The 21,758-nt window shown below is 67.9% G+C and carries 17 protein-coding genes, 1 tRNA gene and 1 pseudogene; 11 read left to right on the top strand and 8 right to left on the bottom strand.

Features of this window, described 5'->3' with window-relative positions; translation table 11 throughout:
* Window positions 1-81: 81 nt before the first annotated feature.
* Window positions 82-636 carry a TetR/AcrR family transcriptional regulator gene (locus AC5592_RS14180; RefSeq protein ID WP_063064451.1) on the bottom strand — a complete coding sequence of 185 codons (555 nt, stop codon included), beginning with the start codon at window positions 634-636 and terminating at the stop codon, window positions 82-84.
* A gap of 234 nt (window positions 637-870) precedes the next feature.
* On the opposite strand from AC5592_RS14180, the gene AC5592_RS14175 reads away from it, so the two are divergent.
* From AC5592_RS14175 to AC5592_RS14160, 4 genes are all read left to right on the top strand, one after another.
* The gene (locus AC5592_RS14175) at window positions 871-1,533 is read left to right on the top strand and encodes a lysophospholipid acyltransferase family protein (protein ID WP_036505180.1); all 663 of its coding nucleotides are present in this window, start codon (window positions 871-873) and stop codon (window positions 1,531-1,533) included.
* Between the two features lie 281 nt (window positions 1,534-1,814).
* Window positions 1,815-2,423, top strand: a complete 609-nt coding sequence (locus AC5592_RS14170; RefSeq protein ID WP_036505178.1) for a 50S ribosomal protein L25/general stress protein Ctc — start codon at window positions 1,815-1,817, stop codon at window positions 2,421-2,423.
* Between the two features lie 22 nt (window positions 2,424-2,445).
* Window positions 2,446-3,024, top strand: coding sequence for an aminoacyl-tRNA hydrolase (gene pth, locus AC5592_RS14165; RefSeq protein WP_036505176.1), 579 nt, complete (start codon window positions 2,446-2,448; stop codon window positions 3,022-3,024).
* A 26-nt stretch (window positions 3,025-3,050) separates the two neighbouring features.
* Window positions 3,051-4,148 carry an ADP-ribosylglycohydrolase family protein gene (locus AC5592_RS14160; RefSeq protein WP_063064524.1) on the top strand — a complete coding sequence of 366 codons (1,098 nt, stop codon included), beginning with the start codon at window positions 3,051-3,053 and terminating at the stop codon, window positions 4,146-4,148.
* Between the two features lie 12 nt (window positions 4,149-4,160).
* On the opposite strand, the gene AC5592_RS14155 is transcribed toward AC5592_RS14160, so the two are convergent.
* Window positions 4,161-5,807 carry a fatty acyl-AMP ligase gene (locus tag AC5592_RS14155; RefSeq protein WP_063064450.1) on the bottom strand — a complete coding sequence of 549 codons (1,647 nt, stop codon included), beginning with the start codon at window positions 5,805-5,807 and terminating at the stop codon, window positions 4,161-4,163.
* A 148-nt stretch (window positions 5,808-5,955) separates the two neighbouring features.
* Window positions 5,956-7,143 carry an aminotransferase class V-fold PLP-dependent enzyme gene (locus tag AC5592_RS14150; protein WP_063064449.1) on the bottom strand — a complete coding sequence of 396 codons (1,188 nt, stop codon included), beginning with the start codon at window positions 7,141-7,143 and terminating at the stop codon, window positions 5,956-5,958.
* A gap of 355 nt (window positions 7,144-7,498) precedes the next feature.
* Between AC5592_RS14150 and egtA the strand changes: the two genes are divergently transcribed.
* The 4 genes from egtA to egtD are packed head-to-tail and all read left to right on the top strand — an operon-like array spanning window position 7,499 to window position 11,994.
* Entirely contained in the window at window positions 7,499-8,785 is a 1,287-nt protein-coding gene (gene egtA / locus AC5592_RS14145) for an ergothioneine biosynthesis glutamate--cysteine ligase EgtA (RefSeq protein WP_036505172.1), read from the top strand.
* Between the two features lie 58 nt (window positions 8,786-8,843).
* Window positions 8,844-10,181: an ergothioneine biosynthesis protein EgtB gene (gene egtB / locus AC5592_RS14140; RefSeq protein WP_036505171.1), complete on the top strand. Its 1,338-nt coding sequence runs from the start codon at window positions 8,844-8,846 to the stop codon at window positions 10,179-10,181.
* The gene (gene egtC, locus AC5592_RS14135; RefSeq protein WP_063064448.1) at window positions 10,181-11,026 is read left to right on the top strand and encodes an ergothioneine biosynthesis protein EgtC; all 846 of its coding nucleotides are present in this window, start codon (window positions 10,181-10,183) and stop codon (window positions 11,024-11,026) included. The genes egtB and egtC overlap by 1 nt, the downstream gene beginning before the upstream one ends.
* A complete protein-coding gene (gene egtD / locus AC5592_RS14130; protein ID WP_036505168.1) occupies window positions 11,023-11,994 on the top strand; it encodes an L-histidine N(alpha)-methyltransferase in 972 nt (323 codons plus the stop codon). Before egtC ends, egtD begins: the two co-directional genes overlap by 4 nt.
* Window positions 11,995-12,021: 27 nt before the next feature.
* Here the strand turns inward: egtD and AC5592_RS14125 are convergent, their stop codons facing one another.
* The 5 genes from AC5592_RS14125 to AC5592_RS14105 all read right to left on the bottom strand — a co-directional run bounded on the left by AC5592_RS14125 (window position 12,022) and on the right by AC5592_RS14105 (window position 16,043).
* Window positions 12,022-12,657: a DUF2461 domain-containing protein gene (locus tag AC5592_RS14125; RefSeq protein ID WP_036505166.1), complete on the bottom strand. Its 636-nt coding sequence runs from the start codon at window positions 12,655-12,657 to the stop codon at window positions 12,022-12,024.
* Window positions 12,658-12,718: 61 nt separating this feature from the next.
* On the bottom strand, window positions 12,719-13,033 hold the full coding sequence (locus AC5592_RS14120; RefSeq protein ID WP_051025008.1) for a hypothetical protein: 315 nt from the start codon (window positions 13,031-13,033) through the stop codon (window positions 12,719-12,721).
* A gap of 270 nt (window positions 13,034-13,303) precedes the next feature.
* Window positions 13,304-14,284: a ribose-phosphate diphosphokinase gene (locus AC5592_RS14115; RefSeq protein WP_030515237.1), complete on the bottom strand. Its 981-nt coding sequence runs from the start codon at window positions 14,282-14,284 to the stop codon at window positions 13,304-13,306.
* Window positions 14,281-15,771, bottom strand: coding sequence for a bifunctional UDP-N-acetylglucosamine diphosphorylase/glucosamine-1-phosphate N-acetyltransferase GlmU (gene glmU, locus AC5592_RS14110; protein WP_036505162.1), 1,491 nt, complete (start codon window positions 15,769-15,771; stop codon window positions 14,281-14,283). The genes AC5592_RS14115 and glmU overlap by 4 nt, the downstream gene beginning before the upstream one ends.
* Before the next feature lie 201 nt (window positions 15,772-15,972).
* Window positions 15,973-16,043, bottom strand: a tRNA-Gln gene (locus tag AC5592_RS14105).
* Between the two features lie 339 nt (window positions 16,044-16,382).
* Here AC5592_RS14105 and AC5592_RS14100 point away from each other — a divergent pair.
* The 3 genes and pseudogenes from AC5592_RS14100 (at window position 16,383) to mfd (ending at window position 21,721) form a co-directional block, all read left to right on the top strand.
* Window positions 16,383-16,997, top strand: a complete 615-nt coding sequence (locus tag AC5592_RS14100; RefSeq protein ID WP_051025005.1) for a TetR/AcrR family transcriptional regulator — start codon at window positions 16,383-16,385, stop codon at window positions 16,995-16,997.
* Between the two features lie 216 nt (window positions 16,998-17,213).
* Window positions 17,214-17,861, top strand: a pseudogene (locus AC5592_RS14095) (TetR family transcriptional regulator).
* 245 nt (window positions 17,862-18,106) lie between these two features.
* Window positions 18,107-21,721 carry a transcription-repair coupling factor gene (gene mfd, locus AC5592_RS14090; RefSeq protein WP_051025003.1) on the top strand — a complete coding sequence of 1,205 codons (3,615 nt, stop codon included), beginning with the start codon at window positions 18,107-18,109 and terminating at the stop codon, window positions 21,719-21,721.
* Window positions 21,722-21,758 lie beyond the last annotated feature (37 nt).

Raw genomic sequence — 21,758 nt, 5'->3', positions numbered from 1 at the left:
GCTTCGGCTCGCACCGGGGACGGCGGCGGTCCAGGGAAACTGCCGGTCAGGACGGGTGCGCAGGCCCCATCGCGGTCCTGGTCAGTCGGACAGGTGCTGGGCGACCGTGCGCAGCACGAGCCGGTCCAGGTCGATGCCCGGCGCGATCAGTTCCACACTCCGGTTCGCCACGAGGGTGGCGATGCCGTGCAGATTCGTCCACAGCCCGAAGGCGCGTTCTTCCGCACGGTCACGCACGCAGTTCGCGACCAGCTCCGCCCACGTCCGGTAGATCGGAATCGTCTTGCGGCGCAGGTTCTCTCCCGAGCCTTGCAGCAGATCGTGTCGGAACATGAGGGTGAACATCTCGGGCCGCCGTGCCGCGAAGTCGATGTATTCACCGGCCATCCGGTCGATTCGCATCCGCGGGATCTCGCTCTCGTGTGCCGCGAAACGCTCACTCAGATCTGCGAATCCGTGCACCGCGACGGCGGCCAGCAGAGCGTTGTGGGTCGGGAAGTACCGCCGCGGCGCGCCGTGCGACACCCCCGCCTCCCGGGCGATGGCCCGCAATCCGAGCTGTGCGGCACCGACCTCCTCCAGCAACCCCACACCCGCACTCACCAGCCGTTCCCGCACCGGTTCGTCCACACCCATGCCGCACATTGTCGCGTGCGGGTTCCGCCCCCGTTCGGCAGCGGTGCCGGTCGCATGCCGATTCGGCATTCGCGGGCGGGTGCGTGGGTCGAGTGACGGGGCCACCGCACGGCATCGATTACCGGGGACGGCTCCCACCGGTACGGAGTGTGACGAGAAGCGACATGACCGCGTAGACATTGTCTACTAGACTTGTGAGTAGACAGTGTCTACGACCCGGCGCGGAGGGTATGTATGTGGTATCGGCTTTTGAAGTTCGTTCTGATCGGACCGGTGCTGCGGATCCTGGGGCGGCCGAAAGTCGAAGGGCTGCATCATGTTCCGAAGGACGGTCCGGTGATCATCGCGGCGAATCATCTGGCCGCGATCGACTCCCTCTATCTGGCGCTCGTGCTGCCGAGGCGGATCACCTTTCTCGCCAAGAGCCAGTATTTCGACGAGCCGGGGTGGCGCGGGCGGATCAATCGCTGGGTGATGACGGCGACCGGGCAGGTGCGCGTCGATCGCTCCGGTGGTTCCGCCTCGGCGGATGCGCTCGCCGCGGCGGTCGGGATTCTGGAGTCGGGCGGGGTGTGGGGCATTCACCCGGAAGGGACCCGCTCGCCGGACGGCCGGGTCTATCGCGGCCGCACCGGGGTGATCCGGGTGGCGATGCAGACCGGCGCGCCGGTCGTGCCGGTGGCGCTGAACGGCACCGATCTGGTGAATCGGCGTGGGCGGCGGCTGCTGCGTTTCGGCAAGGTTCGCATCGTCTTCGGTGCGCCTCGCACCTTCCTGCCGGTCGATCGGGACGCGGTCCGCACCGCGACCGACGACCTCATGGTGGAATTGGCGATGCGTTCGGGCCGCCGCTACGTGGATTGCTACGCGGCGCACTTCCGCGCCGGATCCGCCTGAACCGGCCGGGGCCGAGGGTGCGGAAGTTTGCCCGTCCGGCGTGCATTACCGCATCGGGGTGCTGCGCGGAAGCGATTTCCGCTACATGCTATTGTTCTCAGGTTGTCTCGGCGAGGGTGTCGCACCCAGTGCACACCGTGATCGACGCGGCTCGGCTTCCGGCCGTTGTCGTGCGGTCATCGCCCGACGAGCAGACCCTTTCGTCAGGTCCGTCCGAATTCAGGACAGTACCTGGCCAGCACACCGTCCGCCCCGGAAAGCCGTAGGAGAGTATTTCAGTCATGTCCGACGTCAGCGTTCTCGCAGCTCAGACCCGCACCGAATTCGGCAAGGGCGCCGCGCGCCGCACCCGTCGCGACGGCAACGTTCCCGCCGTCCTGTACGGCCACGGCGAGGCGCCGAAGCACCTGGCCGTCAACGCCCAGGCCTTCGCCGCGATCCTGCGTGAGCACGGCACCAACGCCGTCCTGAACCTGGAGATCGACGGCAAGAAGCAGCTGGCCATGACCAAGTCCGTGGTCGTGCACCCGATCCGCCGCTACATCGAGCACGCCGACCTGCTGATCGTCAAGCGTGGCGAGAAGGTCGTCGTCGACGTGCCGGTCGCGCTGGCCGGCGACGCGGGCCCGGGCACCCTGGTCACCCAGGAGGCCACCACCGTGTCGATCGAGGTCGACGCGCTGAACGTGCCCGAATCCATCGAGGTCTCGATCGAGGGCGCCGAGGCCGGCACCCAGATCACCGCCGGTCAGGTCGAGCTGCCGAAGGGCGCCGCCCTGTCCGGTGACCCGGAGGCGCTGATCGTCAACATCATCGTCGCTCCGGCCGCCGAGGCCGTCGAGGGCGAGGGTGAAGGCGAGGCCGAGGGCGAGGCCGAGAGCGCCGAATAATTCGGTCGTTCAACGGGTTTCGATGACGGAATCTACTGCCCCCGCGCTCGTGGTGGGGCTGGGTAATCCCGGGCCCGAATACGAGCGCACCAGGCACAATGCCGGTTTCCTGGTCGCCGATGTGCTCGCCGAGCGCATCGGCGGCCGGTTCACCGTCCACAAGAAGTCGGGCGCCGACCTCGTCGAGGCCCGGCTCGACGGGCGCAAGGTGCTGCTGGCCAAGCCGCGCACCTATATGAATCTGTCCGGCCGCCCGGTCGCGGCGCTGGCCCGGTTCTTCTCGGTCCCGCCCACCGAGGTCATCGTCGTGCACGACGAACTGGATCTGCCGTTCGGCAGCATCCGGCTCAAACGCGGCGGCGGTGAAGGTGGTCACAACGGGCTGCGTTCGATTTCGAATGCCTTGTCCACCAAGGACTATCTGCGGGTGCGGTTCGGTGTGGGCCGCCCGCCCGGCCGGCAGGATCCGGCCGATTTCGTGCTCAAACCGTTCTCCGCGCCCGAACGCAAAGAGGTTCCGGTGCTGGTCGAACAGACCGCCGACGCGGTGGAGTTGCTGCTGCGCGTGGGTCTGGAAACCGCCCAGAACCAACTGCACTGAGCGATCCTCTGCGAAGATCGGTGGCCGTGCAGGACTACACGACGATTTTCGATCGGTATCGGGGCACGCTGCTGGGCGGGGCGGTCGGTGATGCGCTGGGCTGGCCGATCGAATTCCTGAAACTCGAACAGATCCGCGACCGGTTCGGGCCCGACGGGCTCACCGGATTCGCCCCGGCGGCAGACGAATCCGCGCCCAGGCAGATCACCGACGACACCCAGATGACGCTGTTCACCGCCGAGGGACTGTTGCGGTGTGCTCCGGGGGCGGATCCGGCGCCGGCCCTGCGCCGCGCCTATCTGCGCTGGCTGCGGACTCAACGCGAACACGCGCCCGACCCGCGTCCCGACGGCTGGCTGGCGAGTCTGCCCTATCTGTACGCGGTGCGCGCACCGGGCAACGCGTGTATGCGCGGGCTGAACCGGCAGGCGCAGAGTTATCGCGAACCACAGCCCTTCGGCGTCCCGGGGCCGGTGAACGAGGATTCCAAGGGATGCGGCACGGTCATGCGGTCCGCGCCGTTCGGATTGGCCGCCCTCGGACCCGAGGCCGCCTTCCAGGCGTCGGCGCGGTGTGCCCAGCTCACCCACGGCCATCCCACCGGATATCTGGCCGCGGGGGCGTTCGCCGCCCTGATCGACCGGCTGGTGAACGGCGCCGATCTGCGAACGGCGGTGCAGGACACCACGAGTCAGGTCGAGGTGATGGCCGGTGGCGCGGAAACCGCCGTCGCCCTGCGCAAGGCCGTGGCTACCGCAGACGCGGGCGCCGGAACCTCGGAGGGCGTGGAACAGGTGGGTGCGGGCTGGGTGGCCGAGGAATGTCTGGCCGTCGGGGTCTACTGCGCGCTGGATGCCGAGCGCACCGGGGATGTGCGCCGCGCATTCCTGTTGTCGGTCAACCACTCCGGTGATTCCGATTCCACCGGTGCGGTGGCCGGCAATATCCTCGGCGCTCGCCACGGCCTCGACGCGCTGCCGCTGGATTGGTGCGGTGCGGTCGAGGGCCGCGACGATCTGGCCCGCGTCGCCGACGATCTGGTCGCCGCTTTCGTGTACCGAGACCGGAACCCCCTCGGCGACCGCTATCCGGTGGACGCGTCGGAAGATCCGGTACCGCGGTAACTCTCGTGCCGATCAGCTCAGATGCGCCGCGGTGGCGGAGCGGCGCAACTTGCCGGAGGACGTCTTCGGCAGCGCGCCCGGGCCGAGGACGGTGACGCTGCGCGGGCGGGCGCCGACCGCGGTGAAGACCTCGTGCACGACGTCGTGCTCGATCCGGCGCACCGTCTCGGGATCCTGAAAGTCGTTGCTCTCCACCACGACCGCGAAACTCTCGCGTTTCTGCCCGGCGTCCAGGCGCACCGCGACCGCGTTGCCCGGCCGCACCCCGGCGACGCGCAGCGCGGCGCGTTCGATATCGGTCGGGAAGATGTTGCGCCCGCCCATGATGATCACGTCCTTGATCCGGCCGCAGACCACCACGGATCCGTCTTCGGTCACGTAGCCGATATCGCCGGTGTCGAGCCAGCCCTCGGCGTCGCGAGCGGGCCGGAAGCCCTCGACGGTCACATATCCGGTGGTGACCGCGGGTCCCCGCACCTCGAGCACGCCCACCGTTCGGGTCGGCAACGGCCGGTGTTCGTCGTCGACCACCCGAATCTCGAGATTGTCCACCGGGCGGCCCAGCAGCGGCAGGCGGCGCAGATTGCCGTGATGGGCCGCCGGATCCGTCGCCGGAACCGCCTTGCCGAGCGCCTCGAGCAGATCCGCGTCGACGATGTCGACGACCTGCCCGACGCCCGGATCCGGAATCGACACCGCCAGTGTCGTTTCGGCCATGCCGTACACCGGCGTGAGCGCGGACGCGCTGAGCCCGAAACGTTTCCCGGCCGCCGCGAGGGCGTCCATCGTGTCGGGATCGACCGGTTCGGCGCCGTTCCACATGTACCGCACGCTGCTCAGATCCACGATGCCGTCCTCGGCGCGTGCCAAGCGGCGGGTCAGCAGCGAATAGGCGAAATTGGGTGCGGCCGTGACCGTTCCGCGGTATTTCGAGATCAGTTCGGCCCACAGGATCGGCCGTTTCAGGAAATCCATCGGCGTCACACAGACGACCTCGGCGCCCAATTGCATCGGCACGCTGAGGAATCCGACCATGCCCATATCGTGGAACAGCGGCAGCCAGCTGACCATCACGTCCTGATCGAGCTGGAACTTCACCCGATCGAACATGGCGTACGCGTTGACGTAGAAGTTCTCGTGGGTGATTCGCACCGCCTTCGGCGATCCGGTGGAACCGGAGGTCAGCTGCTGGAGCGCGATATCGGATTCCTGGGTCGGCACCGGATCGGTGTCGGGTCCGGTGGCCAGCTCGTCGGTCAGGACCACGGTGATGCCGCGTTCGGCCAGCAGCGGCGCCGCCACCTCGAACGGCGCGCCCAGCACCACCGCACGGGCCTCGATCATCCGCAGCACGGTTTCGGTGTCGCGGGCCCACAGTTGCAGATCCGTGCGCGGTGTCGGCTGATGCAGCATGGTGATCGACGCCCCGCGCATCCAGATCGCCTGGCAGGCCGGTGCGATATCGGCGGGCATACCCGCCAGCACACCGACGGCGTCGCCGTGCTCGATCCCGGCCGCCGCGAGCCCGCCGGCCATTCGCCGGGCGAGGCGGTGGATCTCGTCCCAACCCCGGCGCAGCGGCGTCTCCGGCTCCCCGGTGATCAGCCCCCGGCGGGAACGCTGTGCGGTCGCGAACATTTCCTCGGTGAACCGGCTCACCCTCGAACTCCCGTCTCCACCCGACCGGCGGTCGGCACATCTGCACTATCTCGGTGCGCGGGCGCGGCGTTAGCCGGCGCCGGAGCGTGATCGTTTCAGCGTCGCACTACGAATAACACGATGAAAATCGGAACTCGGTTCGGCCGCCTCAACCCGCGAGGCGGTCGACGGTCTCGAGGAAGCGATCGAGCTCCTCGAGGGTGACGAAGCAGTGCGGCGAGGCTCGCACCACCGATTCGAGCCGACGCGCGGACATGTCGAGCAACGTGGAGCTACGGTAGCTGACCGTCACCGTGATGTCGGCGGCAAGCAGCGTCTCGCGCACCTCGCCCGGATCGACGCCCTCGACGGTGAACGAGACGATGCCGGAATGTTCGGTTCCCAGGTCCCGCACCGTGATTCCCCGGATCGACGGCAGATTCTCGCGCAGATGCCGCGCCTTGGCGGCGACATCGGCATAGACGTTCTCCGGTCCCAGATCCAGCAGGTAGTTCACCGCCGCGCCGAGACCCAATCGCGCCGCCACGTCGCATTCCCAGAATTCGAAGCGGCTCGCATCGGAGGCCACACGGTAGTCCTGCGGCCCGGTCCACGCGGCGCTGTGCAGGTCGAGGCGGCTGGGTTCGAGTTCGCGGCAGACGTCCGGGTGGACGTAGAGGAAGCCGGTGCCGCGTGGGCCGCGCAACCACTTCCGGCCGGTGGCCGACATGGCATCGACGCCCAGCTCCGCGACGTCGATGCCGATCTGACCGGCGGATTGGCAGGCGTCCAGCAGGACCAGCGCACCGACGCGATGGGCGATCCGGGTGGCCTCGGCGACCGGGTTGACCAGCCCGCCGTTGGTGGGGGCGTGCAGCAGCGAGACGATCTTCACGCGGTCGTCGAGCATGCTGTCGAGGGCCACCAGGTCGATCTGCCCGGTCTCGTCGCTGGGAATGGCCTCCACGGTGGCACCCGCCGCCCGCGCCCGCTGCAGAGCCGCGATCACATTGCTGGCGTAGTCCGAACCCGAGACCAGAATGCGATCGCCCGGCCGCAGCGGTACGGCGTAGAAGAAATCCGACCAGGAACGGGAGGCGCTGTCGCTCAGGGCGATCGCGGAGGCGTCGGCGTTGATCAGTGTGGCGATCGCGGTCTTGACCGCCGCCAGATCGTCGAGCCGCTCCGAGGCGGCGCGATATCCGCCGATCTCGGCCTCGCGCCGCAGATGCGCCACGGCGGTGTCCACGACGATCCGCGGGGGCAGCGAGGACCCCGCGCTGTCGAGGAAGACCGGCGGCGGTCCGGCGGTGTCGTAGGCGGGTATGTCGGCGCGCAGTCGGTCAATATCGAGCACCCTGTCGACGGTAGGCCATCGTCGGCCGCCGACGCCCGAGGCCGTCCCGGGAACCGGCCGGATCGGCTGCGCGGGCGCCGCCGCCGAGGGGGCCGGCGAGAGGCGAAACAGCGGCGGCCGGCTGGGGGCTGTGGTGCTGGTGGTGCCGCTGCGAACAGCATGTTCACCGTTTCGACGGATTCTGTGTCGGTGCGCGCGGCTACCCTGGTTCGAGCGACGGAAGAACCGGGCGCGGTCTCTCGTTGCACTGCTACACGCAATACCGGCACTCGGTCGATGCGGCACTGTCGCCGATATCGGCTCCGGGTGGGCGGAACGCGGTGGGTGATCCCCGTAGGCTCGAGCGGAGGTTGGCATGGCGGTAACGGTGGACAAGGCGCCGGCCGGATTGGGTGCCGGTTTGTCTTCGCGCGCCGCGGCGGAGGCCTATGTGGGAGGTGTCTGTTTCAAACAGGGCCCGCCCACGCTGATCGGTGCCGAACTGGAGTGGCTCACCGCTCGCGGGGAGCTGTCGGCGCCGGATTCGCGTCCGCGTCTGTCGATGTTCGCGGATGCGCTGGGGCCTTATGCCCCGCAGTCTGTTTCGCCCGATTCACCCGCCAAAGCACTTCCCGGTGGCAGCCGGATCACCCTCGAACCCGGTGGCCAGATCGAATTGTCCAGCGCCCCCTTCGCCGATGCCGCGCAACTCTGCGCCCGGCTGCTCGAGGATTCTCGCTTTCTCTCCGACTTGCTCGAAACCCGATCCATCCGAACGTATTCCGCCGCCGCCGATGCCGGTCGGCAGGCCCGCCGGGTGCTTCGCCTGCCGCGTTATCGCGCGATGGAACGGGCGTTCGCGGGCCTCGGCCCGTACGGCAAGCTGATGATGTGCAATACCGCCGCCACGCAGGTCAGCGTGGACGCGGGGGCCGACCCCGCCGAGATCGCGGCCCGCTGGAACGCGCTCTACGCGGTCGGTCCGGCTCTCGTGGCGGCCTTCGCCTGTTCCCCTGATCTGCACGGTGCTCCCACCGGCGCCTGGGCGTCGCAGCGGATGCGCACCTGGTTGCGGCTCGATCACGCCCGCACCCGGCCGCCGGTGCGGAGCTGGGCCGATCCGGTCACCGACTACGGCCGCTGGGCGCTGGACACCCCGCTGCTGTGCGTGCGGCGCGGCCCCGCCGAGGCGGATTGGACGGCGCCGCCCGGCGCCACCTTCGCGGATTGGCTGTGCGGTGCGCTCGACGACGAGATCGGCCGCCGCCCGGAGGTCGAGGATCTCGACTACCACCTGACCACGGTCTTTCCTCCCGTGCGCGCGTCCGGACATCTGGAGGTCCGCTATCTGGACGCACAGCCGGGTGAGCAGTGGACCGTGCCGATCCACGCCATCGATGCGCTGATGTCGACTCCGGCGGTGGTCGAGGAGGCGACCGCGCTGGCCGAACCGGTCGCCGACGAATGGGCCTCGGCCGCCCGCTGTGGCCTGGCCGACCCCCAGATCCGTTCCGTCGCGGTCGAACTGCTGACCCTCGCCGCCGAGCATGCCCGCAGCGACGAGGCCGCCGAGCAGATCTGGGCCGCGGTACGGCGATGTCGCAGCGGGCGCATTCCGGACGGGGAGATTGCCCGCTGCGCACCCGCCGAGACGGCCGAATGAGTACGACCGGCGCCTCGGTGCGACGAGGCCGCCGGGCACGACCCTTGGGAGAGCACTGATGACCGTTCACACGGGAACCGATCACGCCGCCACCGAGCGATTACGCGCACAGATCGCGGAGGTCCTGACTCGCGCCCGCGCCCGCACGACGGTGCTGACCGAGGCGGTCGACGAGGCCGAACTGGTGGCCCAGCATTCGCCGCTGATGAGCCCGCTGGTGTGGGATCTGGCGCATATCGGCAACCAGGAGGAACTGTGGCTGGTCCGCGATGTCGGCGGGCGTGAGCCGGTCCGGGCCGATATCGACCACCTCTACGACGCCTTCCGGCATGCCCGCGCCGACCGCCCTGCGCTGCCGCTGCTGAATCCCGCGCAGGCACGCGGGTACGTGGGCACGGTGCGGGACAAGGTGCTGGATGTGTTGAATTCCAGCCCGTTGCGCGGAAACCGCCTGGTGGACAGTGGTTTCGCCTTCGGCATGATCGCCCAGCACGAACAGCAGCACGATGAGACCATGCTCGCCACCCATCAGCTGCGCGCCGGCGCCGCGGTGCTGACCGCCGCGCCCGCACCGGGAGCGCGTGTCGCGGTCGGCGACGAAGTCGTGGTGCCCGCGGGCGAATTCACCATGGGCACCTCCTCGGATCCGTGGGCCCTCGACAACGAGCGGCCCGAACATCGTGTGCACCTGCCCGGCTTCGCGATCGATGCGGCGCCGGTGACGAATGCGCAATATCTGGCGTTCATCGAGGACGGCGGTTATCACCGGCCCGAGTTGTGGTCACAGCGGGGCTGGGCCCACCGGATGGAGGCCGATCTGACCGCGCCACAGTTCTGGGAGCGCGACAGCGACAATCGCTGGTGGCGGCGGAGTTTCGGGACGCCGGCGCCGGTGCGCCCGCAGCAGCCGGTGGTGCACGTGTGCTGGTTCGAGGCCGAGGCCTACGCCAACTGGGCGGGCAAACGCTTGCCCACCGAGGCCGAATGGGAGAAGGCCGCGCGGTTCGATCCGGCCACCGGGCGATCCCGTCGATATCCCTGGGGCGACGCCGAACCCGACGACACCACCGCCAATCTGGGGCAGCGCCATCTGGAACCGGCCGATGTCGGCGCCTATCCGGCCGGTGCGTCGCCGTCCGGGGTGCATCAGCTGATCGGCGACGTATGGGAATGGACCGCTTCGGGTTTCGAGCCGTACCCGGGATTCGCCGCCTTCCCCTACCGCGAATATTCCGAGGTGTTCTTCGGCGGTGACTACCGCGTCCTGCGCGGCGGATCCTTCGGCACCGACCCGGTCGCCTGCCGCAGTACCTTCCGCAACTGGGACCACCCGATCCGTCGGCAGATCTTCTCCGGCTTCCGCCTCGCCCGCGACCTGCGACCGGACGAGCGCTGATGTGCCGACATCTCGGCTATCTGGGACCACCGGCTCCGGTCGGTGAACTGCTCACTCGCGGAACGCATTCGCTGCGCACCCAGTCGTGGGCGCCGAACGATATGCGTCACGGGGGAACCGTCAACGCCGACGGTTTCGGGGTCGCGTGGTGGACCGGTGAAGGAGCCGCGAGCCGCTACCGCAATGCCGCACCGATCTGGACCGACCCCGTGGTGGAGGAGGTGCTGCCGCAACTGTCGTCACCGGCGGTGCTGGCCGCGGTGCGTTCGGCCACGGTCGGCATGCCGGTGGAGCGGACCGCCTGCGCCCCGTTCACCGACGGCGGATGGGCGTTCAGCCACAACGGCGTGATTCAGAACTGGCGCACGGTGTTACCCGTGGCGGCAAAGCAATTCGGGTCGCCGGATCTGCTGGATGCCGAATCCGCGACCGATTCCGCCGCGCTCTGGGTGGTGCTGCGCGCCGCCTTGGACGGAATCGGCGCACTGTCGTCGTCGTTCGAGGGACGCAGCGAGTCCGATGCCCGGCTCCGGGCCGTCGCGGCCGCGGTGACGGCGACGGTGCGCGCCGTACTGGCGCAGGCGCCGAGCGCGCGGCTGAACCTGCTACTCGGGGACGGCGAAACACTGTGGGCGACAACTGTTCACCACTCGCTGTCGGTGCTGGTCACCGACGAGGTCGCGGTGGTCTCCTCCGAACCGTACGACGACGATCCACGCTGGCAGGCGATCACCGACCGGCAGGTGGTGACGGTGCGGCCCGGTCTTCTCGTGGTCGAGCCGCTGGACACAGCACAACCCACTCTCTCCGCAGGACCTGATGAATCCGAAAGGGCCCGTTCATGAGCGAACCGACGCTGGACATCCATCTCACCGACGACGATCTCGACGCTGCCCTGCGGTCGGACGCTCGGACCGGACTCACCGCCGATCCGAAGACGTTGCCGCCGAAGTGGTTCTACGACGCGCGCGGTAGCGAACTGTTCGAAGCGATCACCGAACTTCCGGAGTACTACCCGACCCGCACGGAGCGCGCGCTGCTGGAGCGCGTGGTCGGCGATATCGCACGCACCGCCCAGGCCGAGGTGCTGGTGGAGCTGGGCGCCGGCTCGGCGGCCAAGACACGTCTGCTGCTGTCGGCCCTGCTGTCCGAGGGCCCACTGAAAACCTATGTGCCGCAGGATGTGTCGGTCTCGGCGCTGCGCGGTGCCGCCGAGCAGATCGGTACCGAATTCCCGAATCTCGCGGTGCACGGGGTGGTCAGCGATTTCACCGAAACCCTGCACAATCTCCCGCGCGGTGGTCGGCGGATGATCGCATTCCTCGGCGGCACCATCGGCAATCTGGTTCCGCAGGAGCGGGCCGAATTCCTGGCCGGCATTCAGCAGGTCCTCGAACCGGGTGAGCAGCTGCTGCTCGGGGCCGGCCTGGTCACCGATCCGGCGGTGCTGGTGCCCGCCTACGACGATGCCGCGGGCGTGACGGCCGAATTCAATCGAAATGTCCTGCACGTGTTGAACTCTCGGCTGCATGCCGACTTCGACCCGGAAGCCTTCGCGCATATCGCGCACTGGGACGCGGAGAACGAGTGGATCGAGATGCGGTTGGCGGCGACCCGGGATATGACGGTCACCGTTGCCGATCTCGACCTGGTCGTGGACTTCGCGCAGGGTGAGCAGATGCGCACCGAGATCTCGGCCAAGTTCCGCGTGGACGGCCTCGGCCGGGAACTGGACAGCGCCGGATTCGCCACCGAAGAGGTGTGGAGCGATCCGGACGAGCGTTTCGTGCTGGTCCTGGCCGAACGACGCTGATCGCCCGGCCCGGATTGTCCGCCGGGGTCAGTTGCCGATGACCGCGGCCAGCCACTCGACGACGGGCCGCAGATCCTCCCACGCGGCCCGGACTTCGGTGGCGGCGCGGGGTGTTTCCAGCCAGGGCGGCGCGCCGAAGTCCTTGTGGACCACCAGGGATTTGTGGCGCAGCAGGTCGATGCGTGGATGGTCGGCGGGAAATCCCTTGGGCCGGGTCTTCAGTTGCTCCCCGCCGATCACATAGCCGACCGCCGCCACCCCGTCCAGCAGCGCCCGCAATTCGTGACCGCGCACCTCGTCGTCGATCGTGGTGCGCAACCGCGCGAGCTGCTCGGGCGTCGGCGCGTACACCCCACCGGCCACGTACAGTCCGGGCGCGCCGATCTGGACGTACCAGCCCGCTCCCGGGGCGGTGCGGACCACCGCGCCCTGATGGTCCTTGTAGGGCGCCTTGTTCTTGGAGAACCGCACATCGCGATACGGCCGGAAGATCTTCGCCGGTCCGAAGTCGTTCTCCAGTTCCGTGGTCAGCGCCACCATAGGCGCCCGCACGGACTGCTCGTAGACATGCTTGTTGGCGGTCCAGAAAGCCTTCGAGTTGTCGGCTTCCAGATCCTCGTAGAAGTCGAGCCCGGCGAACGGGAACCCCGCGAATCCGCTCATACCGCCAACTTAGCGACCGCCGCGGACACGTTCCGCGGCGCCCGCCCCGACCGGGCGCCGCTCAGTCGCCCGGCTCGTCGACGACCTCGATGGCGGCGACTTCGGCGGGCCGCTCGTCCTCGTCACGCAACTCCTGACGATGCCGGCGCCGAGTCCATTCCTGGTCGAGTTCGCTGCGGATCCCCAGGCGGCCGTCGTCGTCGTTCTCGTGATACCTGATTTCCAGGTCGGCCGGCGGATCATCGATGTAGCGCTGATATTCGCGGATCTCGTCGGCCTGTTCATCGTCCCCGAGGTCGTAGTCCAGGTCTTCGCGCTCGTCATCGCCCATCTCGAACACCTCGTCCATCAACGGGTAAGTGTCGTCGTCGGCCATCCGTCGCCCACCTCTCTCGCAGGCCGGCACACCCTGAACTTTCGCGGTGCACCCTACAACCAACGCTACCGCTGATCACCAAAGAAGAGGAGAGAACAACCCCCAATACAAATCAGTCGCCCCGACGGATAGTCACCCGACGGAACGACTGATTTCGCAAGAACATGGGTAACTCCCCGGGCACGCCCAAAGGCCCACACGCACCCAGAGCGAGACCGACTGCCAACGTCACCGCCCCCCCAACGGCCCGCTGAATACGCGGAGAGGCGGTTATGCGGAGCCGTTGAACAGGCCCGTCACCGAGCCGTTCTCGAAGACCTCCCGGATCGTCCGCGCCAGTAGCGGGGCGATCGACAGCACGGTCAGCGAGGGGAACTTCTTGTCCTCGGTGATCGGCAGGGTGTTGGTGACGATGACTTCCTTGGCTCCGCAGGAGGCGAGGCGCTCGGCCGCGGGGGAGGACAGCACGCCGTGGGTGGCGGCGATGACCACATCGCCGGCTCCGGCCTCGCGCAGCACGCGTACGGCCTCGGCGATGGTGCCACCGGTGTCGATCATGTCGTCGATCAGGATGCAGGTGCGGCCGGCGACGTCACCGACGGGACGATGCGATTTGACCTGGTTCGGCACCAGCGGGTCGCGGGTCTTGTGGATGAACGCCACCGGCGCGCCACCGAGCGCGTCGGCCCACTTCTCGGCCACCTTCACGCGACCGGCGTCGGGGGAGACGATGGTGACGTTCTCGGTGCTGTAGTGGTTGCGCACGTACTCCGACAGCTGGACCAGGGCGTGCATGTGGTCGACCGGGCCGTCGAAGAAGCCCTGGATCTGATCGGTGTGCAGGTCGACGGTGATGATGCGGTCCGCGCCGGCGGTCTTGAGCAGATCGGCGACCAGGCGGGCGGAGATGGGCTCGCGACCGCGGTGCTTCTTGTCCTGGCGGGCGTAGGGGTAGAACGGCAGGACGGCGGTGATCCGCTTGGCCGAACCGCGCTTGAGCGCATCGATCATGATGAGCTGTTCCATCAGCCACTGGTTCAGCGGAGCCGGAAAGCTCTGCAACACAAAGGCATCCGAGCCGCGCACCGACTCTTCGAAGCGAACGAAGATCTCGCCGTTGGCGAACTCGCGGGCGGTTTGCGGCGTGATCGCGACGTCGAGTTCCTTCGCGACCTGCTCGGCCAGTTCGGGGTGAGCGCGCCCCGAGAACAGCATCAGGTTCTTCTGGTTATCGGTGGAGAACGCGGTCACTCTGTGTTGCCATCCTTTTGCTCGGTTGCCTGACTCGCTCTGTCATCGGCCGCGATCGCCTCCGCCGCCGCCTGCGCCGCGGCCGTCCCGGGACGATACCGCTGCACCCAGCCCTCAATGTTCTTCTGCGCCCCGCCGGATACTGCCAGCGCTCCCGGCGGAACATTTCTACGCAGCACAGTACCCGCTGCCGAATATGCGCCATCGCCCACGGTCACCGGCGCGACGAACATCGTGTCGCTGCCGGTGCGCACATGCGAACCGACGACGGTGTGGTGTTTCTTCACGCCGTCGTAGTTGACGAACACGCTCGATGCGCCGATGTTGCTGTACTCGCCGATGGTGGCGTCGCCGACGTAGGTCAGGTGGGGGACCTTCGAATGCGCGCCGATCGAGGCGTTCTTGGTCTCCACGAATGCGCCGATCTTGCCGGATTCGCCGACGATCGTCCCCGGACGCAGATAGGCGAACGGCCCGATCGTGGCGGCGGCGGCGATGGTGGCGCCCTCGCCGTGGGTCCGGACCACCTTCGCGCCCTCGCCGACGAGCACATCGGTCAGGGTCGAATCGGGTCCCACCTCGGCATCCTCGCCGATCACGGTGTTGCCGAGCAGTTGGACCCCGGGGCGCAGCACCGCGTCGCGGCCGATGCGCACACTCGCGTCCACCCAGGTGGTGGCCGGATCGATGACGGTGACTCCGGCGCGCATATGGCGCTCGAGGATGTAGCGGTTCAGGGTGCGGGCCGCCTGCGCCATCTGCACCCGGTCGTTGACGCCGGTGACCTTGGCGGCATCGACCAGGCGCGCGCCGTGTACCGGATGGCCGCCCTCGCGCGCCAGCTTCAGGACATCGGTCAGATACAGCTCGTGCTGGGCGTTGGCGGTCGTCAGCCGGCTGATCATCGTCCGCAGCACGGTGACGTCGAAAACGTAGACGCCGGAATTGACTTCGTTGATCGCCGCCTGCTCCGGGGTGGCATCGGCGTGTTCGACGATCTCGAGGACGCCGCCGTCGGGATCGCGCACGATCCGGCCGTAACCGTTCGGATCCTCGGGAACGAAGGTCAGAACCGTGACCGCGGAACGCGGTTGATAACTGCGATGCTCGTCCAGCAGCGCCGAGAGAGTGTGCCCGTCCAGCAGCGGCACATCGGCGGAGGTCACCAGCAGATCCCCGGTGAAGTCCGCGGGCAGAGCCGACAGGGCGCACTGCACCGCGTGCCCGGTACCCAGCTGCTGTTCCTGTACCGCGGAGGTGATCTCGCGACCCAGTTCTGCCGCAACGGAATTCACCGCGGCGCCGACCTGTTCGCGGTCGTGGCCGATCACCGTGATCAGGTCGGTGGGGTCGATCTCGTTCGCCGCGTGCAGGGCGTGCTCGAGCATGCTGCGCCCGGCGAGCGAATGCAGCACTTTCGGTGTCTTGGACCGCATTCGAGTTCCGGCACCGGCGGCAAGAACGACGACGGCGGTCTGCTGTGGCATGGATCTCCCTCGGCTGCCTGTCATCGTGCTGGTCTGCGCTGTCTTTTGCCTGCGGCTGTCTCTGCCTGCGCCGGGCCTTCGCAGGCTCGGTCTGCGGCGGGCTCGGCGGCTGGCCGTCCGCCCACACCCTAGTCCACCCGGGCCTGAGCACCGGCTCGGGGCTTTGCCCGATATTCACGCAGGTCACAGCCCCATCGCCAGCTCCGCCGCCAGGACTCGAACCTGAACTAACTGAACCAAAATCAGTGGTGCTGCCATTACACTACGGCGGATCGTCGCACCGATGAACCCCATGGATCCACCGCTGCGCCACGGCATGCGCGCAATATCCTCGCACGTTTCCCCACCGCTTCGCGAATTACGGGCAGATTTCCCTGCGCGGGTCGCGGGTCGACGAGATGGCCCGGTCGCGATCGGGTAAATTTGCGCAACGCAACAATTGATTTCGAAAGCGCATGGGTAACTCGGCGGGCACGCCCTGACCTCGGGTAGTCGCCGACCGCCGGCCCGGCCGAGAAATCTCCAGGCACCTACGACCGGCAAAATACGCGGAGAGGCGGGGGAGCGGAGCGATGACTTCGGGCGACCCGATACGGGCGCCGCGTCCGCGGATGACCGGAACGCAGCGCCGGCAGCAGTTGATCGAGATCGGCCGGGCGCTGTTCGCCGAACGAGGTTACGACGCCACCTCCATCGAGGAGATCGCCCAGCGCGCCCAGGTGTCCAAACCCGTTGTGTACGAACACTTCGGCGGTAAAGAAGGCCTCTACGCGGTGGTCGTCGACCGCGAGATGTCGACGCTGCTGGACATGATCACCTCGTCGCTGACCCAGAACCGCTCCCGCGTCCGGCTGGAACAGGTCGCCCTCGCGCTGCTGACCTATATCGAGGAGCGCACCGATGGTTTCCGCATCCTGATGCGCGATCAGCCCGCCTCGGCCGCCGCCGGCACCTATTCGAGCCTGCTGAACGAGGCGGTCAACCAGGTCGCGCACATCCTCGCCGGCGATTTCGAACGCCGCGACTTCGACACCAGTCTCGCCACTCTCTACGCGCAGGCCCTGGTCGGCATGGTCGCCACGGCCGCCACCTGGTGGCTCGACGAACGGCAGCCGTCCAAGGAGGTGGTCGCCGCGCATCTGGTCAACCTGTGCTGGAACGGACTCACCCACCTCGAGGCCGATCCGCAGCTCGGCTCCGAATGGCCGAGCACGACATCCGGCTGACCGGCGGTGGCGCCGCCCGGGGGTGATAGGGGGCCGAACTGGACGGTTAGCCCATTGTTTGCGAAGGAGACTGGTCTTAATGCTCGATTCCGCTGGCGACGGCCGGTCGGATGGTACGGTTCACCCATCCTTCAAGTGCTGTTCGAGCTGTGATGTCGGTCAACTTCGGGATATCGGTCTACTTCAGGATGGCTGGTTTGAGGACAGGCGGATCTGATGGCTAGGCAAGCGCGTGCGGAAATCACCCGCGATTCGGTGCTGGCAGGCGCGGCCGACGTCTTTCTGTGACTCGGTTACGCGAATGCGAGTCTCAGCGAGATCATCTCGCAATCCAACGTCACCAAGGGCGCACTGTACTTCCACTTCGGATCCAAGGAAGAACTGGCGCGGGCCGTGGTCGACCAGGGCAACGAACGACTGCGCGGCGCCTGTCAGGGCTTCTTCGACCCGCGCGTACCCGCACTCGAAGCCGCCATCGGCATCACCTACGTCGTCGCCGACCTGACCATGAACGATCCGATGGTCGGCGCGATGCTCAAACTCACCCACCAGATCGGCGACTACCGCGGCGCCTCGGGCGAGAACATCACCAAGACCTGGGGCGAAACCCAGATCCTGCTCGCCGAGCGGGCCATCGCGCAGGGCGACCTCAAACCCGACCTCGACCCCGAAACCATCGGTCTTCTCCTGCAGGAGATGACCTCCGGAGTCCACATCACCGCCGTCGGCACCGAATCCATCGACCAGATGGCGGTGCGCATGGAACGCATGTGGTATTTCCTGCTGCCCTCGATCGTGCCGGACGAGAAGGTGGCCTATTTCCGGGAGTTCGCCGCGCGGCGGTTGCGCAGGTACGTGCCGTAACCGGTCGCATGGCCGGACGAGCGGTACCTGTGAACGCCACCGCGCGCGTCTGCGAGATGTACGCCTCGGTGGGTTCTCGGCCGCCTCGATTTCGGACTGACGGAGCGAGGGAGCGCAGCGACTGAGCGGAGGAGGAAAAATCGAGGCTTAAGGGCCGAGAACCCCGCCGGAGCGGAGCGGAGGCCGAAAACATAGACTCGATTGGTCGCTCTGAATCGCCGATCTGTGCAGCGGGAGTTTCTTTCATGCCGAGCCATCGCCCACCTCTTGCGGGACTGGCCGAGGTGGCCGGTGCCGATGCCGCGCTGAGCCAGGTTCGGGAACTGATCGGGCGCTCCTCGGTGCACCTGGTCGCGCCGTCGGCGATCCGGCCGTTCGTGGCGGCGACCGTCGCGGCGGCGCGGCCGCTGGTGGTGGTGACCGCCACCGGGCGCGAGGCCGACGATCTGACCGTCGAGTTGAGCGAGATCATCGGCGATCGGGTCGCGCTGTTCCCGTCCTGGGAGACGCTGCCGCACGAGCGGCTGTCGCCCAGTGCCGACACCGTGGGCCGCCGGTTGCAGGTGCTGCGGCGGCTGGCGCATCCGGAGGATCCGGGTCATCCGGAACCGCTGCAGGTGGTGGTGACCACGGTCCGGTCGCTGATGCAGCCGATGGCCCCGGGACTGGGTGAGATCGAACCCATCGTGCTGCGCGTCGGTGCCGAATTCGATTTCGACGAATTGACCACGCGGCTGGTCGAATTCGCCTACGAGCGCGCCGATATGGTCGGCAAGCGCGGCGAATTCGCGGTGCGCGGCGGCATTCTCGACATCTTTCCGCCCACCGCCGATCATCCGGTGCGCGTGGAATTCTGGGGCGACGAGATCAGTGAACTGCGCGCGTTCTCCGTCGCCGATCAGCGTTCGCTCACCGAGGTCGAGGTGGATCTCGTGGTGGCGCAGCCCTGCCGGGAGCTGCTGCTGACCGAGGACCTGCGCGAATCGGCGGCGAAGGTGGCCGCGGACAATCCGGCCGATGCGGCGCTGGTCGAGATGCTGGAGAAGCTGGCGCAGGGCATTCCGGTGGAGGGGATGGAGGCGCTGCTGCCGGTGCTGCGCCCGGGTGAGCTGCAGTTGCTCACCGATGTGGTGCCGACGCAATCGCATGTGCTGCTGTGCGATCCGGAGAAGATCCGCACCCGCGCGGCCGATCTGGTCCGCACCGGACAGGAATTCCTCGAGGCGTCGTGGACGGCAGCATCCTTCGGCGGGGCGGCCCCCTTGGGCGCGCACGGGCTGGATCTGGCGTCCTCGGCGTATCGCGGGTTGGATGTCGTGCGGTCCGATGCCGAGGCGCGCGGGTTGCCGTGGTGGACGCTGAGCCCGCTGGCCGCCGACGATCCCGCGGAGGTCGTGCTGCCCGTGCTGTCGGCGCCGGCGGCCCGCGGCTCGGAGGAGTTGGTCGCGACCGTCTTCGCCTCGTTGCGCGCACACGTCACCACCGGTGGACGCGCGGTCATCGTGGTCGCGGGACACGGTACGGCACAACGTATTCAGGAGCGGCTAGCGGATGCCGAGGTTCCGGCCGCGGCGCTCGAGCCGGGCGCCGAACCGGTGCGTGGGCTGGTCGGTGTGCTGTGCGGTTCACTACACGACGGCATCGTGTTCGACGACGCGAAACTGGTCGTCATCGCCGAATCCGATCTGACCGGCAACCGCGTCACCGCGCCCGGTGAGGGCAAGAAACTTCCCGCTCGCCGGCGCAATCAGGTCGATCCGCTGGCGTTGAGTTCCGGCGATATGGTCGTGCACGATCAGCACGGCATCGGTCGGTTCGTCGAGATGATCGAACGCACCGTCGGTGGTGCGCGACGCGAATACCTGGTCATCGAGTACGCCCCCAGTAAGCGCGGTCAGCCCGGCGACCGGTTGTACGTCCCGATGGACTCGCTCGACCAGCTCTCCCGCTACGTGGGCGGGGAGATGCCGAGTCTGTCCAAACTCGGCGGATCCGACTGGGCGAATACGAAACGCAAGGCGCGCAAGGCCGTTCGCGAGATCGCCACCGAACTCGTGCAGTTGTACGCCGCGCGCCAGGCCGCGCCCGGTCACGCGTTCGCCTCCGATACGCCGTGGCAGCAGGAGATGGAGGACGCGTTCGCGTTCACCGAGACCCACGATCAGCTCACCGCCATCGCCGAGGTGAAGGCCGATATGGAACGCCCGGTGCCGATGGACCGGGTGATCTGCGGCGACGTCGGTTACGGCAAGACCGAGATCGCGGTGCGGGCGGCGTTCAAGGCGGTTCAGGACGGTAAGCAGGTCGCGGTGCTGGTGCCGACCACGCTGCTGGCACAGCAACATCTGCAGACCTTCACCGAACGCGTCGCCGGATTCCCGGTCACGGTGAAGGGCCTGTCGCGCTTCACCGATCCGGCCGAATCGCGCGAGGTGATCGACGGTATGGCCACCGGTGAGGTCGACATCGTGGTCGGTACGCACCGGCTGCTGCAGACCGGTCTGCGGTGGAAGGAACTCGGCCTCGTGATCATCGACGAGGAACAGCGGTTCGGCGTCGAGCACAAGGAACACATCAAGGCGCTGCGCACCCATGTCGACGTGCTGACCATGTCGGCCACCCCGATTCCGCGCACCCTGGAGATGAGCCTGGCCGGAATCCGCGAGATGTCGACCATCCTCACCCCGCCCGAGGAGCGCCACCCGGTCCTGACCTATGTCGGCGGCTACAACGACAAACAGGTCGCCGCGGCCGTGCGCCGCGAACTACTGCGCGACGGCCAGGTCTTCTACGTGCACAACCGCGTGTCCTCGATCGACAAAGCCGCCCAGCGAATTCGCGATCTGGTGCCCGAGGCGCGGGTCGCGGTGGCGCACGGCCAGATGAACGAGGACACGCTGGAGAAGACCGTGCAGGGCTTCTGGGAGCGCGAATTCGACGTGCTGGTGTGCACCACGATCATCGAAACCGGCCTGGACATCTCCAACGCCAATACGCTGATCGTCGAACGGGCCGACACCCTGGGCCTTTCGCAGCTGCACCAGCTGCGCGGCCGGGTCGGGCGCAGCCGGGAACGCGGATACGCCTACTTCCTGTATCCGGCCGAGAAGCCGCTCACCGAAACGGCCTACGACCGCCTGGCCACCATCTCGCAGAACTCCGATCTCGGCGCGGGTATGGCCGTGGCGATGAAGGACCTCGAAATCCGTGGCGCCGGAAACGTTCTCGGCGCCGAACAGTCCGGCCATGTCGCCGGCGTCGGTTTCGATCTGTATGTGCGACTGGTCGGTGAGGCGGTGGAGGCCTATCGCGCCGCCGCCGACGGCCGCCCGATCACGACCGAGGAAGAGGTCAAGGAGGTGCGGATCGACCTGCCGGTGGATGCGCACATTCCGCCCGACTACATCGCCAGCGACCGGCTGCGGCTGGAGGCGTACCGCAAACTGGCTGCGGCACAGGATGATTCGGCGCTCGCCGCCGTGGTGGAGGAGCTCGTCGACCGGTACGGCCCGCTGCCGGTGGAGGTCGGCCGATTGGTGTCGGTCGCGAAGTTGCGACTGCTGTGCCGCGAGTACGGCATCCAGGAGGTCGGCGTCACGGGCACCACACTGAAGGTGTCGCCGCTGCAACTGCCCGATTCGAAGCAGATGCGGCTCAAGCGGCTGTATCCGAGTGCGAGCTATCGGCCCACCACCGGCATCGTGCAGCTGCCTTTGCCTCGCGTGGAGGACAGCGTGGGCGCGGCGCGGGTGCGCGATGTGCAGTTGTTGCAGTTCGTCGCCGATCTGCTGCTGGCGCTCGACGGGAAGCCGAAGGGCATGGTCGATCTCGCGGTGCGCGCGGAGGTCGCGGTCGGGTGAGCGAGGTCGGGGGCGAGCGCCCGCCGAGTGGATCCGA

Source organism: Nocardia violaceofusca NBRC 14427, from assembly GCF_963869435.1.
Classification (GTDB): Bacteria; Actinomycetota; Actinomycetes; order Mycobacteriales; family Mycobacteriaceae; genus Nocardia; species Nocardia aobensis.
Note: the sequence above shows the minus strand (reverse complement) of the source record. Positions and strands in the feature narration are given on the sequence as shown.